The 13,720-nt window shown below is 24.7% G+C and carries 13 protein-coding genes and 3 pseudogenes; 6 read left to right on the top strand and 10 right to left on the bottom strand.

The genetic code is table 4. From position 1 onward, the window contains the following. Positions 1–16 precede the first annotated feature (16 nt). The gene (locus AACK91_RS01210; RefSeq protein WP_338963571.1) at positions 17–304 is read left to right on the top strand and encodes a hypothetical protein; all 288 of its coding nucleotides are present in this window, start codon (positions 17–19) and stop codon (positions 302–304) included. A 547-nt stretch (positions 305–851) separates the two neighbouring features. On the opposite strand, the gene AACK91_RS01215 is transcribed toward AACK91_RS01210, so the two are convergent. Beyond that, a complete protein-coding gene (locus tag AACK91_RS01215; RefSeq protein ID WP_338963570.1) occupies positions 852–1,157 on the bottom strand; it encodes a hypothetical protein in 306 nt (101 codons plus the stop codon). Between the two features lie 258 nt (positions 1,158–1,415). Continuing rightward, positions 1,416–1,922, bottom strand: a complete 507-nt coding sequence (locus AACK91_RS01220; protein WP_338963569.1) for a redoxin family protein — start codon at positions 1,920–1,922, stop codon at positions 1,416–1,418. Between the two features lie 150 nt (positions 1,923–2,072). Between AACK91_RS01220 and AACK91_RS01225 the strand changes: the two genes are divergently transcribed. After that, positions 2,073–3,035 (top strand): IS1/IS1595 family N-terminal zinc-binding domain-containing protein, encoded by a 963-nt coding sequence (locus AACK91_RS01225; protein WP_338963247.1) that lies wholly within the window; start codon positions 2,073–2,075, stop codon positions 3,033–3,035. 5 nt (positions 3,036–3,040) lie between these two features. On the opposite strand, the gene AACK91_RS01230 is transcribed toward AACK91_RS01225, so the two are convergent. Together AACK91_RS01230 and AACK91_RS01235 are read right to left on the bottom strand one after the other, a co-directional pair. Next, positions 3,041–3,934: a TlyA family RNA methyltransferase gene (locus AACK91_RS01230; RefSeq protein WP_338963576.1), complete on the bottom strand. Its 894-nt coding sequence runs from the start codon at positions 3,932–3,934 to the stop codon at positions 3,041–3,043. Between the two features lie 6 nt (positions 3,935–3,940). Then, positions 3,941–4,453, bottom strand: coding sequence for a hypothetical protein (locus AACK91_RS01235; protein WP_338963577.1), 513 nt, complete (start codon positions 4,451–4,453; stop codon positions 3,941–3,943). Positions 4,454–4,745: 292 nt separating this feature from the next. Here AACK91_RS01235 and AACK91_RS01240 point away from each other — a divergent pair, with 292 nt between their 5' ends. Together AACK91_RS01240 and AACK91_RS01245 are read left to right on the top strand one after the other, a co-directional pair. Further along, positions 4,746–5,708, top strand: a complete 963-nt coding sequence (locus AACK91_RS01240) for an IS1/IS1595 family N-terminal zinc-binding domain-containing protein (RefSeq protein WP_338963578.1) — start codon at positions 4,746–4,748, stop codon at positions 5,706–5,708. Between the two features lie 453 nt (positions 5,709–6,161). Next, positions 6,162–6,299 (top strand): hypothetical protein, encoded by a 138-nt coding sequence (locus AACK91_RS01245; protein ID WP_338963579.1) that lies wholly within the window; start codon positions 6,162–6,164, stop codon positions 6,297–6,299. Positions 6,300–6,389: 90 nt separating this feature from the next. Here the strand turns inward: AACK91_RS01245 and AACK91_RS01250 are convergent, their stop codons facing one another. The 3 genes and pseudogenes from AACK91_RS01250 to AACK91_RS01260 form a co-directional block, all read right to left on the bottom strand. Next, positions 6,390–6,992: an FMN-dependent NADH-azoreductase gene (locus tag AACK91_RS01250; RefSeq protein ID WP_338963580.1), complete on the bottom strand. Its 603-nt coding sequence runs from the start codon at positions 6,990–6,992 to the stop codon at positions 6,390–6,392. 403 nt (positions 6,993–7,395) lie between these two features. Next, complete coding sequence (locus tag AACK91_RS01255; RefSeq protein ID WP_338963247.1) at positions 7,396–8,358, bottom strand: IS1/IS1595 family N-terminal zinc-binding domain-containing protein; 963 nt, start codon at positions 8,356–8,358, stop codon at positions 7,396–7,398. Positions 8,359–8,548: 190 nt separating this feature from the next. Beyond that, a pseudogene (locus AACK91_RS01260) lies at positions 8,549–9,520 on the bottom strand (IS30 family transposase). A 119-nt stretch (positions 9,521–9,639) separates the two neighbouring features. Here AACK91_RS01260 and AACK91_RS01265 point away from each other — a divergent pair. Then, the gene (locus tag AACK91_RS01265; protein ID WP_338963581.1) at positions 9,640–10,071 is read left to right on the top strand and encodes a lipoprotein; all 432 of its coding nucleotides are present in this window, start codon (positions 9,640–9,642) and stop codon (positions 10,069–10,071) included. A gap of 20 nt (positions 10,072–10,091) precedes the next feature. Here the strand turns inward: AACK91_RS01265 and AACK91_RS01270 are convergent. After that, positions 10,092–11,288 (bottom strand): annotated as a pseudogene (locus AACK91_RS01270) (spiroplasma phage ORF1-like family protein); the annotation flags it as partial. A 78-nt stretch (positions 11,289–11,366) separates the two neighbouring features. Between AACK91_RS01270 and AACK91_RS01275 the strand changes: the two are divergent. Then, positions 11,367–12,329, top strand: coding sequence for an IS1/IS1595 family N-terminal zinc-binding domain-containing protein (locus AACK91_RS01275; protein ID WP_338963247.1), 963 nt, complete (start codon positions 11,367–11,369; stop codon positions 12,327–12,329). A 56-nt stretch (positions 12,330–12,385) separates the two neighbouring features. Here the strand turns inward: AACK91_RS01275 and AACK91_RS01280 are convergent. Continuing rightward, positions 12,386–13,447 (bottom strand): annotated as a pseudogene (locus tag AACK91_RS01280) (spiroplasma phage ORF1-like family protein); the annotation flags it as partial. Positions 13,448–13,463: 16 nt separating this feature from the next. Further along, positions 13,464–13,700: a hypothetical protein gene (locus AACK91_RS01285; protein ID WP_338963583.1), complete on the bottom strand. Its 237-nt coding sequence runs from the start codon at positions 13,698–13,700 to the stop codon at positions 13,464–13,466. Positions 13,701–13,720 lie beyond the last annotated feature (20 nt).

The following is a 13,720-nucleotide window of genomic DNA, read 5'->3' on the forward strand; positions in this document are numbered from 1 at the left end:
TTCCCCACGAAAGTCTTTGGCCATTCCAAATCATAATCCAATTGCAAATAATGGCGCTAAGTTACTAATTGCTGCGTTTCCAACTGCCTGAAAAATCGAGCCAATGTATCAAATTGCTGATAATGGTCCGGTTTGGGATAGGTCAGGGTTGATTGATACATCGTTCATTACCCCCACTAACCTTAGTAACAATGCGGCAACGGGCAACACAACAATTGGAAATTGAAGCGCTTTTCCTAATTTTTGCAAATATTGCATTACGTTTCCTCTCTTTCTGTTAAAAAGTAATTTTGTGTTTTATTAGTTTTGTTAATAGTTAAAAATTACACATTTATCTTAATAATAGTGAAAATACCAACATCTAAGGAAATTGCAAATAATGAAGTTAGAATTAAGAAAATATTTCGTCTAATTTCAAATAAAACACCACGCTCACGCGTTACCCCTAATCGTTGTGTGTGGCGTTGATTATTCTTATTTTGTCAGTAAAAAAATGAATTGATAAAAAAAACAACAATAAAAATAATACTAACTGCAATTACTCCCCCTCAAATTAAGGTTTTAGTATGGTTATCTAATTTTTCAAGGTTGTTAGTATTACTTAATAAAATATAATGCTATAACAATAATTTAATATCCGTCTTGTTGTGCTTTCTATTTTAACTATCTGTTTTAATAATATTTTTTTTTTTTTTTTGCAAGACTTTTTTCTTTATTTTTTAAAATTTTTCCAATATTTTTATTATTTTGTTTAGAATTAATCTATTTTGTCATAATAAAAACCCTCTTTACTAAAAAAGAAGGTTATGGTTTTGATATTATTTAGTCATTAATTATTTATTTTTAAAACTTTATTTTTGAAACTGTTGATCTTGATACCTTTTTGTTTTAGTACTGTTTTTACCAATAAAAACAAAGTTATGTTTTGATTTAATACATTCTGGATTGGTACAATGCAATTTATACTCACAAGGTTTTGAGCGACAGAAAAAAACCGGTTGTTCACACATTTGACATGTTAAAATTGACTTTTGTGATTCTTGCATTGCCGCACATTTTGGGCAGTCATTAGCATGTTGTTCACAACCAATGAAGACACTGTCTGGCATCGCTAATCTCTTTTTAGTTTCGTTTGTATTGTTATTTTCGAAAGCCATGGTTTTTGTGTTCTCCTTTCATAAAATACTTGTAATAAACACCTCTCTTATCAAAAAAATATCTGTTAATGGATAAATTTGCCATATTATGATGGATGATAAAAATTATAATTAGGGTTAATACAACAAATAGTATATATTTTTTAGAAAAAATTAACAATGTTATTTTTTTAATAATAATGATAATTATTTTCTTAATGAAATAATTTGGAAAGTTTTAATTTAAAATAATAGTTACCCATTTTTAAGGGGTACCTATTATTTTACCAAAGTATCTAAGAAATGATAAGTGTCTTGATAATTTGGTTCAGAACTAACTGGTGATACTATTTGGAGATAAATAACTTGGTTATTTTGATCAAGTACTATCACACTACGGGCTAGTAAATTATTAAATTCAAAGTATAACTTTGTTTTGTGACCAAACTCACGATAGTTTGTATCTGATAATAAAATATGTTCGGGATTAACAAATGATTCACATGCCCGTTGTAAGGCAAATGGTAAATCACGGGAAATTGTTATTAATTGGACAGCGGGATATTTATTAAGAATTGTTTCATTAAATTGTTTTGTTTGTAATAAACAAACACTAGTATCAATGCTGGGAATTGAGGAAATAACTTTATATTCTTTCTTAAGATTTGTTAATTCAAAGTCCTTTCATTTAACAGTGTCTGCTTTGAATGTTAATGTATCACCAACTTTAAGATAATTTGATGCAATTAATGTTGCGACATCGCCACTCATTGTTCCTTTAGCCATAAATTCTGACCCTCCATTCTTGTTCCGATAATATTATATCCTAAAAGTTAATTAAGATAGTAAAGAATTTCTTTAATTTTGTCGAAAACTCTTGATATTTATAAAATATACCTAAAATTAGGTATATTTTTAATATATAGAGGTAAATAAATGATGAAAAAAATAATTACAGAATTAATAAATAGCTTAACAGATGATCAATTTTTAGAATTTTATGAAAAAATAAAACAACAAGCAGACTTAATTAAAAAACAAAAACGTTTAAATGAAATTGATCAAAAATTTAGAGATAAAGGCATTATATGTCCTAATTGCAAATCTTTTCATTGTGTTAAAAATGGTCATAATTCCGAAGGAAAACAAAAATATTTATGTAAAAAATGTCGTGCTAGTTTTGATGCATTTCGTCATCATTTTACTTATTGAAGTCATTTAAATTATGAACAGTGAAATTTATTAATTCAAATTTCATTGTTAGGACAATCTAGTAAAATAATTTCTCGTTTTATTAAAACAACCCCAAAAACCGCTTGATATAATCGACAAAAATTAATGCAATCAAAACAATTAGAAAATACACAGTTAAAATTTAAAAAATTAAATGGTCAAATCCAAATGGATGAAACATTTATTAAAGAAATTCATAAAGGCAATTTTAAAGATAAATTTGATAAACGAAAAACTCATCTCGATCCATTTTCAACTGATACCAAATGCTGTATTCAAATGGCAGTTGATAGCAATAATAATATTTTTGTTCAATCCACCAATACCAAAAGATTACAAAAACAATGGATTATTGAAAATATGAATAAGCAACTAATTAAAGAAAAATCAATAATTATTTCTGATATGCAACCACTATATTTATTAGTAGCAAAACAAACAAATTCTACTCTATATTCCACCAAAACTAGTACAAACCCTGATACTAGTTATCAAAAGTTAAATAAGATTAGTAAATTACAATCCAGTCTTAAAGAAGCCTTAATTCATTATCATGGTTTGGGTTTCACTAATATTCAAAATTATTTAAAGCTCTGAAAATGAAAATACCAACACAAAGGTTTAACACCAAACCAACAATCAACGGTATTATATTTTAACGTTTAAAAAATTTAAAGCAAAATCATAATCTTACACAAAATTAGTTTTCAAATTGTCATATTGATGATTTTTTTTATTTCATCAAGAGTTTTCGACAAAATTAAAGAAGAATTTCAAGCATTTTCAACAATTTCCATAATTTTGCAATCAGACAAATGATTAACCGGAGTTGTTGTTCGTTGTAATAAACAAATAAATTCAATATTTTTTTTCTTATTACCTAAGATTGGTGAATAATCTAGGTTAATAATACTAAAACCGTTTGTGAGAGCTAAATTAATTACTTTTTCAATGACCCTTTGATGAGCTTCCTTACTATTTATTTTTCCCTTATGAACTGTTTCTCTTGTACTTTCAAATTGGGGTTTAATTAAGAAAAAGGCATAATGATCTAATAATAAAATATCTTTTAACGGTGGAATAATTTTATCTAACGAAATAAAAGAAACATCACAACAAGCAAATTCAATTTGATCGGGTTCAAATAATTGTTTTGTAACATAACGAAAGTTAGTTTTTTCCAACGAGACTACTTGGGGATTATTTCGTAATTTTCATGCTAATTGATTAGTACCAACATCAACAGCATAAACTTTTTTTGCATTATTTTGTAATAAACAATCAGTAAAACCACCAGTTGATGAACCAATATCAAGACAAATCAGATTATCAACGTTGATTTGAAAGGCTTCTAATCCCTTTGCTAATTTTTCACCAGCACGAGAAACATACTTTAATGGTTCTCCTCGTAAGGTAATAAGACTATCAACATCGACTAATTCACCAGCTTTTAAAGCTGGAACATTATTAACTAAAACATTATTAGCTAAAATCATTGCTTTTGCATTTTCACGTGAAGGTGCTAAATTATGATTAACTAATAATTGGTCTAAGCGCATTTTCATTAAAGTTTATTCTTCCTTTCATTTTGTTTTGTTAAAAGCATGTTGGTTTTTATGACGAAATAGCAATCGTTGTTTTCGGGTTTTTGTTGCACGATATGTTTCTAAAATGGTATCTTGATCTAAAATATAATTGGTAATTTTCTTAAAGAAATAAGCACCATATGATAATGATCATTGTAAGGAAATAACCTTTTGATCAATTTTAGCTTCAATAATAGTTGAATAATTACTAATAATATAATTACATTCTAACATTAGATTATTAATATTATGATATTTAAAAAGATAATACGATGTTTGTGGTAATTGATATTTTTGCATTAAAAATGCTAAATTTTTTGGAACAATTAACTGATGATTATCAAGATCAACTGTTATTTCTGCTGGTTTTCACAATGGGACAAAATGAATTTTTCCCTTCAGGGTAAATAATCGTTGTTTAACCTCATTCGACATTCGTCATTTCTTTGCTCACTTATTGTTTGCTCAATTGTAATAATTAAATTTGTTATTTTGCATTTTATCACCTTTTAGTTAACATAATTATACCAAATTTCAAAGTAAGAACAAAGAACTCTTTGTTCTTACCCCTCTTCTTTTTTGCAAATTATTTACGTTATTTTTTTAAAAGTTTGAAACAAAGTTGATATTTAGAAAATTATAATTAAAGACATTGTTACCATAATAGAAAAGAATATAATGAAACTGTAAATAATATTTGTGGAAATATGCTTTAATTTTGTCGAAAACTCTTGATATTTATAAAATATACCTAAAATTAGGTATATTTTTAATATATAGAGGTAAATAAATGATGAAAAAAATAATTACAGAATTAATAAATAGCTTAACAGATGATCAATTTTTAGAATTTTATGAAAAAATAAAACAACAAGCAGACTTAATTAAAAAACAAAAACGTTTAAATGAAATTGATCAAAAATTTAGAGATAAAGGCATTATATGTCCTAATTGCAAATCTTTTCATTGTGTTAAAAATGGTCATAATTCCGAAGGAAAACAAAAATATTTATGTAAAAAATGTCGTGCTAGTTTTGATGCATTTCGTCATCATTTTACTTATTGAAGTCATTTAAATTATGAACAGTGAAATTTATTAATTCAAATTTCATTGTTAGGACAATCTAGTAAAATAATTTCTCGTTTTATTAAAACAACCCCAAAAACCGCTTGATATAATCGACAAAAATTAATGCAATCAAAACAATTAGAAAATACACAGTTAAAATTTAAAAAATTAAATGGTCAAATCCAAATGGATGAAACATTTATTAAAGAAATTCATAAAGGCAATTTTAAAGATAAATTTGATAAACGAAAAACTCATCTCGATCCATTTTCAACTGATACCAAATGCTGTATTCAAATGGCAGTTGATAGCAATAATAATATTTTTGTTCAATCCACCAATACCAAAAGATTACAAAAACAATGGATTATTGAAAATATGAATAAGCAACTAATTAAAGAAAAATCAATAATTATTTCTGATATGAAACCACTATATTTATTAGTAGCAAAACAAACAAATTCTACTCTATATTCCACCAAAACTAGTACAAACCCTGATACTAGTTATCAAAAGTTAAATAAGATTAGTAAATTACAATCCAGTCTTAAAGAAGCCTTAATTCATTATCATGGTTTGGGTTTCACTAATATTCAAAATTATTTAAAGCTCTGAAAATGAAAATACCAACACAAAGGTTTAACACCAAACCAACAATCAACGGTATTATATTTTAACGTTTAAAAAATTTAAAGCAAAATCATAATCTTACACAAAATTAGTTTTCAAATTGTCATATTGATGATTTTTTTTATTTCATCAAGAGTTTTCGACAAAATTAAAGGTTTTTATTAAAATAACAATTAACTCCATATTTATTATTTGCATTACTACTAGTTAGATTGTGGTGATTGTCTTAAAGAATTAACAGCTGTTAAAGCACAATTATCTAATTTAGAACAAGAAAAAACCAATTTAGAAAAAAATCTAACGGATAAAACGGCGGAAGTTGATAAATTCAAAGAAGAACTAAAACAGTTACAAGGTAAAAATGAAGAGTTAATAAAGAATCATGAGAAAGCATTAAATGATTTAAATACAATAATAAATGATTTAAAAGCTAAATTAGATCAAGCAAATCAAAAGACAGCCGAGTTAGAGAAAAAAGTAACAGCGCTGACAACAGCGTTAACAAAGATGACACAAGAAAAAGAAGCAACGCAAAACGAATTAAATAAAACGATTGAAGAAAAAAATAAGTTGGAATATGATTTACAAAATAAAACAAAAGAACTTAATAAAGTGAAGGCTGATTTAGATAAAATTAAAAATTAAAAACGTAGCCTTTGAGATAAAATATTTAATTAATTTGCGATAAAATAAAAAACTCAATTTAAAATTGAGTTTTTTATTATGTTATTTTATTTAAAATGTTTTAACAACTTTTTGAATTTCTTCATCATATTGATCAATTAATTCATCTGGTGCTAATGAACTTGTTGGAGGTACTTTTGTTCCCGCTACTAAAATTGGTTTATTAACTGTTGCTCCCACGAATTCTCAAGTTCCTTTTAAATATTCAGTATGGTTTCCTCATGGATATCATCCAAAAGGTGCTCCCTGGGTTGTTAAGATTTGAACTTTTAAATGTGGTAGTAATCCAATCGAATTCCCTTTTTTTGAATATTTATATGAAAATGTTTTGTTAGCAACTAAGACATGATCTAAATAATTTTTCATTAACCCAGAAACATTAAAGTTATTCATTGGACAAACAACAATAACCTTTTGTACTTCTTTTAATTGGTTAATATAAACATCGGCATCTTCGGCATTAAAATAACTATCAAAGTTATCACGCGTTAATGTTTTTAAAGCCATTGCGGTATTATTTAAATCTAAATGAATAGTTTCATCATTTGCATTTAATGCTTGATAATGTTTAATAAAACGAGCTGCTAACGCTTTTGAATATGATTTATCATTAGGACTAACAGTTCCATAAATTACTAATACTTTATTTGACATCGTTATCTTTCCTTTCTGGTATTATTTTATCATAATTCAGGATTTGGTTTGATATTGATTATCTTTTTAAATAAACCACGATGATAATTGTTGATAATTTGGATATAACGGATCATTTTCACCAGGATTAATAATTGTCATACCAATAACATATTTGTTAATAATAGTATTAAAACTTTGAATGGTAGTTGCATTTGGGGTGATTTTTCCTAGGAAATAAATGTTTTTTAAGGTTTGGGATTATGTAAAATGAAGTGCAACAAATCTTATTAGTCAAATAATACAATAAAAATCATAAAAAATCTTTAATTTTGTCGAAAACTCTTGATGAAATAAAAAAAATCATCAATATGACAATTTGAAAACTAATTTTGTGTAAGATTATGATTTTGCTTTAAATTTTTTAAACGTTAAAATATAATACCGTTGATTGTTGGTTTGGTGTTAAACCTTTGTGTTGGTATTTTCATTTTCAGAGCTTTAAATAATTTTGAATATTAGTGAAACCCAAACCATGATAATGAATTAAGGCTTCTTTAAGACTGGATTGTAATTTACTAATCTTATTTAACTTTTGATAACTAGTATCAGGGTTTGTACTAGTTTTGGTGGAATATAGAGTAGAATTTGTTTGTTTTGCTACTAATAAATATAGTGGTTGCATATCAGAAATAATTATTGATTTTTCTTTAATTAGTTGCTTATTCATATTTTCAATAATCCATTGTTTTTGTAATCTTTTGGTATTGGTGGATTGAACAAAAATATTATTATTGCTATCAACTGCCATTTGAATACAGCATTTGGTATCAGTTGAAAATGGATCGAGATGAGTTTTTCGTTTATCAAATTTATCTTTAAAATTGCCTTTATGAATTTCTTTAATAAATGTTTCATCCATTTGGATTTGACCATTTAATTTTTTAAATTTTAACTGTGTATTTTCTAATTGTTTTGATTGCATTAATTTTTGTCGATTATATCAAGCGGTTTTTGGGGTTGTTTTAATAAAACGAGAAATTATTTTACTAGATTGTCCTAACAATGAAATTTGAATTAATAAATTTCACTGTTCATAATTTAAATGACTTCAATAAGTAAAATGATGACGAAATGCATCAAAACTAGCACGACATTTTTTACATAAATATTTTTGTTTTCCTTCGGAATTATGACCATTTTTAACACAATGAAAAGATTTGCAATTAGGACATATAATGCCTTTATCTCTAAATTTTTGATCAATTTCATTTAAACGTTTTTGTTTTTTAATTAAGTCTGCTTGTTGTTTTATTTTTTCATAAAATTCTAAAAATTGATCATCTGTTAAGCTATTTATTAATTCTGTAATTATTTTTTTCATCATTTATTTACCTCTATATATTAAAAATATACCTAATTTTAGGTATATTTTATAAATATCAAGAGTTTTCGACAAAATTAAAGTAAAAAATCAATTATAAATTTTTAAAAATCAAAATATTTATAGTTTTTATTTTATTTTAAGGAAAATTAAGCATACTAAAAAATAATTTATTAAATTACTTCAAATAAACCTATTTAAAATTATCTGAAAATACCTCTTTTGCTGTTTTTCAATTAAGAACAGGCCTTAATTTATCATTTATAACATTAACTACTCAATTTATTTTTTGTTGACTAACATTATTAAAATCAGTTCCCTTAGGAAATCATTGTCTAAGTTCAGAATTCATATATTCAATTAATGGTTTTTGTTGTGGTTTACCAGGGTCACAAAAATAAACTTGTGTTTCAGCAAATATTTCTAATTCTCTTCATTTACTAAATTCTTTTCCTCCATCAGTTATTATTCCTTTAATTTTCCCAAATAAATTATTACTTATAACAATATCTTTAAACTTTTACACAACTTCATTAGCAGTATGATTTTTTAATTTCATAACAAAATAACTTTTACTATTTTGTTCAACTAAAACGAAATTACTAGATTGATGCTCTTTTCCAACTACGGTATCCATTTCAAATCAACCAACATCAGTCTCTTTATTCTCAATATCTCATATTGATTTAAAATTAATTAATTTACCACGATCATCTTTTCTCTTTTTTGTTTTAAATTTTTTACCACGATGACGTAAATTCTGTTTTAAAAAACCATAAAAACCCAAACGAATTCATTTATAAAATGTTTTAAGACAGGCAGGAAATTTGATACCAAACTTTAGAAAATAACGATGAATAAGTTGTGATGGAGAATCACGATAAACATTAAATCTTATATTAATAAAATTTAATTGTTCTTCTGTAAACTTATATCTTTTATTATTCTTTTTTCTTTTCTCATAATACATTTTATCTGACTTATAAGCACTATATTCATCAATAGTTTTAAAACGCTTAATTTCTCGCAAAATAGTACTACTATTTCTGTTCAAACATTTAGCAATCTGTGCAATATTTATTTCACCATTCTTTTTTAAAAATAATTTTGATAATAATAATTTTTCCAATTTAACCCTATCAATAAAACTTAAATGACTATACATAACATTTATATACCTTTCATTAATTTATAAATTTAATATTAAAATTATTTAATACATTATTGATATATGATAAAATCAATTATAGCATTCAAGTAATTTTAATAAAGGAGAAGTAAAATATGAAAAAGTTACTAAGTATTTTAGGAGTAATCGGATTAACAGCAACAAGTACAACAACATTAATTAGTTGTGAAAAACCAAATAATAATGAAAACGGGGGGGGTAATAAACCTACACCAGAACAACAACAACTACCAGAAAATAGCAAATGAACTAATATTCCTAGAACACAGGCGCCTAATAAAGAATTTTTAACTGCTACTAATAAATGATATTTTTATATAAATAAATATGAAAATAATTATATAACGACAAAATTTTATTTTGATAATAATTTTATTAAAAATCAAAACACTTGATGACAACACTTAAAAAATGATTCAGATTTTATTTGAAACTATAATTTAGTATATCGTTGAAATAAAAACAATGAACCACAAATACCAAAAATTAATAAAGACACAGGACTAATAATTGATTGAAAAGAATAAAAGGACTAACAAGTCCTTTTTTAAATTAATAGAACAAACTTCATAAAGATAATTAATAGGAATATATTTGTTATTGTATTATATAATGCTGGACTAAATTTTCATACCTCAAATGTTTGACTAAAAAAACTATATATTGTTTGAAATATTTTACCAACACCGCTTGCTAATTCGTTTACTTGTTTAACACCGGGAATATTATTTACAATTCAAATTGCAGCATTTTTTATATGACACGCTAAATTATATCAACTACAACTTTCATATTGGGCTTGTCATCACTGACTATCGGGAAATAATCCACCATTATTTATTTCTTGTCAGTTATAAATTCCAAAATTAAAATCATAATAACGGTACATATCATTTTCTTTTTGGGCTTGTAATTCAAAAACATTATAACCGATTTTTTGTTCTTCAATTTTTTTGTATTTTAAACCGTATTTATCTTTTAAAGCACCTTCAAAAATATAACCTTCATTTTGATTAATATTATAATTATTTGCAACTGAAAAATCATAATTAAATACATTACCATAATTAGTATTATAAAAACGATTTTTAAATGCTGAATACAATTTAATGTCTAATTGATTGTATTTATCAGAAAAATAAAAATAACGAGGATAAATTTTAAAACCATTATTTGCTAATAAACCATATTTTTTATTATATCCTTGTACATAAGTATCATTTTCTAAATCAAAAATGGTACGTAAATAATCTTTATAAAAATTTTGGGAAACCGTAAACATACTATTTAATAGTTTTTCAAATTGATTTTTATTAGTATTAGTTTCATCAATTAAAACATCTCTAAAATTAATCAATTTTAAACCAAAAAAATTAATTAAAACAGTATCATACTGTAAATTATCAATATAACCACTTTCAATAAAATTACTACGATTTTGAAAAACAGGTACCAAAGCATGGGTAAAAAAGGCTTTTAAAAATTTATTAATATCAATTTGACCTTTCATCTGTTCAAAAACCATTTTACCAATATTAGGAGAATTACCTTGATTATAATTATATGTTTCAGCACTAAAATTAAAAGTATCTTCTTTTTCTTTCATAAAAGTAAACAAAAAACCTAAATCATCAGTATACCGATAACTATTTGCATTATTACCATCCCAATATTGTTTAAAATGTGTTAATTCTAAACTACCAGCAATAATATTTTTATTTTCATCAATTGTTAAAATCATCCTTTAATTTTGTCGAAAACTCTTGATATTTATAAAATATACCTAAAATTAGGTATATTTTTAATATATAGAGGTAAATAAATGATGAAAAAAATAATTACAGAATTAATAAATAGCTTAACAGATGATCAATTTTTAGAATTTTATGAAAAAATAAAACAACAAGCAGACTTAATTAAAAAACAAAAACGTTTAAATGAAATTGATCAAAAATTTAGAGATAAAGGCATTATATGTCCTAATTGCAAATCTTTTCATTGTGTTAAAAATGGTCATAATTCCGAAGGAAAACAAAAATATTTATGTAAAAAATGTCGTGCTAGTTTTGATGCATTTCGTCATCATTTTACTTATTGAAGTCATTTAAATTATGAACAGTGAAATTTATTAATTCAAATTTCATTGTTAGGACAATCTAGTAAAATAATTTCTCGTTTTATTAAAACAACCCCAAAAACCGCTTGATATAATCGACAAAAATTAATGCAATCAAAACAATTAGAAAATACACAGTTAAAATTTAAAAAATTAAATGGTCAAATCCAAATGGATGAAACATTTATTAAAGAAATTCATAAAGGCAATTTTAAAGATAAATTTGATAAACGAAAAACTCATCTCGATCCATTTTCAACTGATACCAAATGCTGTATTCAAATGGCGGTTGATAGCAATAATAATATTTTTGTTCAATCCACCAATACCAAAAGATTACAAAAACAATGGATTATTGAAAATATGAATAAGCAACTAATTAAAGAAAAATCAATAATTATTTCTGATATGCAACCACTATATTTATTAGTAGCAAAACAAACAAATTCTACTCTATATTCCACCAAAACTAGTACAAACCCTGATACTAGTTATCAAAAGTTAAATAAGATTAGTAAATTACAATCCAGTCTTAAAGAAGCCTTAATTCATTATCATGGTTTGGGTTTCACTAATATTCAAAATTATTTAAAGCTCTGAAAATGAAAATACCAACACAAAGGTTTAACACCAAACCAACAATCAACGGTATTATATTTTAACGTTTAAAAAATTTAAAGCAAAATCATAATCTTACACAAAATTAGTTTTCAAATTGTCATATTGATGATTTTTTTTATTTCATCAAGAGTTTTCGACAAAATTAAAGAAATCATCCGATAAATTGATTTTCTAGTTAAAATAACATCAGGTTTTCAATCTAATTTTTCCATATTATTAATAATTTCAAAATCAAAAATTATTCTTTCACTACCCAAATTTGGATCATCATAATCAGGATTACCACCTTGCTGAATTCGGATATTTTCTTGTACAATAACATCAATATATTTAAGCAAAAAAGAACGAACATTTTGATAATATTCAGTATATCATTTTAATTTGCCATCATTATCAACAACGGGTAATTCTGGTTCACCGTTTCCATCTCAACGATATACTAAATTATAGTTTCAAATAAAATCTGAATCATTTTTTAAGTGTTGTCATAACAAATTTTGATTTTTAATAAAATTATTATCAAAATAAAATTTTGTAAGCAAATATTGACCATTTCTTTTTTCTCCATAAAAATATCATTTATTAGTAGCAGTTAAAAATTCTTTATTAGGTGCCTGTGTTCTAGGAATTTGTATTCAAAACTCATTAATCATTTTAACTAATTGTAAATTATCAATACCTCTTTCTAATTTATTAATAACTTCCACAGTATTAAAATACTTAGCAAAAGAATAAGAAAAATTAGTTAATTCTTTTAAAAATTGTTTTTTATCAACATCATAGAATTTATCAATATTATATTGTTTAGCATAAGTATCTCAATTTTTATATAAATCCATAAACTCATCACTAGGCTTATCAAATGAAATTCCCGTTGAATAACTATTCTTTAAAAAGTCTAAATATCATTTATCATTATAAGTTAATGTTTGTGATGTTTTTAGAGTTGGATTAATAAAGTAATTTGTTTCAGACCAGTTTTCAAAAAAACTACTGCGTAAAAACATTGTATTAATAAAATCAGTTTCATTCATTCCCATTGTTTGTTAATTAACAGTATAATTCTGCTGATTTAAGGGTTTAAATGCTGTTAAAGTAATAAATGGAATAATTAAACCTAAAATACCTAAAATAGATATGGCAAATAAAGATAATGATTTTTTCATATTTATAATTCAACCCCTAACTATACAATGTTTTTGAAACAATAAACCCAACAATATATAAACTTGATATTGTTAACATTAATGGATGACTAAACAAAATTGCCATTTTACCAAACAAAGAAAGTAAAAAAGTATCTGAGTTATATAAATCCATAATGATATTTTTTGCTGATGTTAATTGATTTATAATCACCGTAATAAAACTAGTACCAAAAATAGCAATTGCAGCAACTAATAAAACTAATCTAATCATTAATCTGTTTCCTTTCACCG

It is taken from the genome of Spiroplasma endosymbiont of Sarcophaga carnaria (assembly GCF_964019595.1).
GTDB lineage: Bacteria > Bacillota_I > Bacilli_A > Mycoplasmatales > Mycoplasmataceae > Spiroplasma > Spiroplasma poulsonii.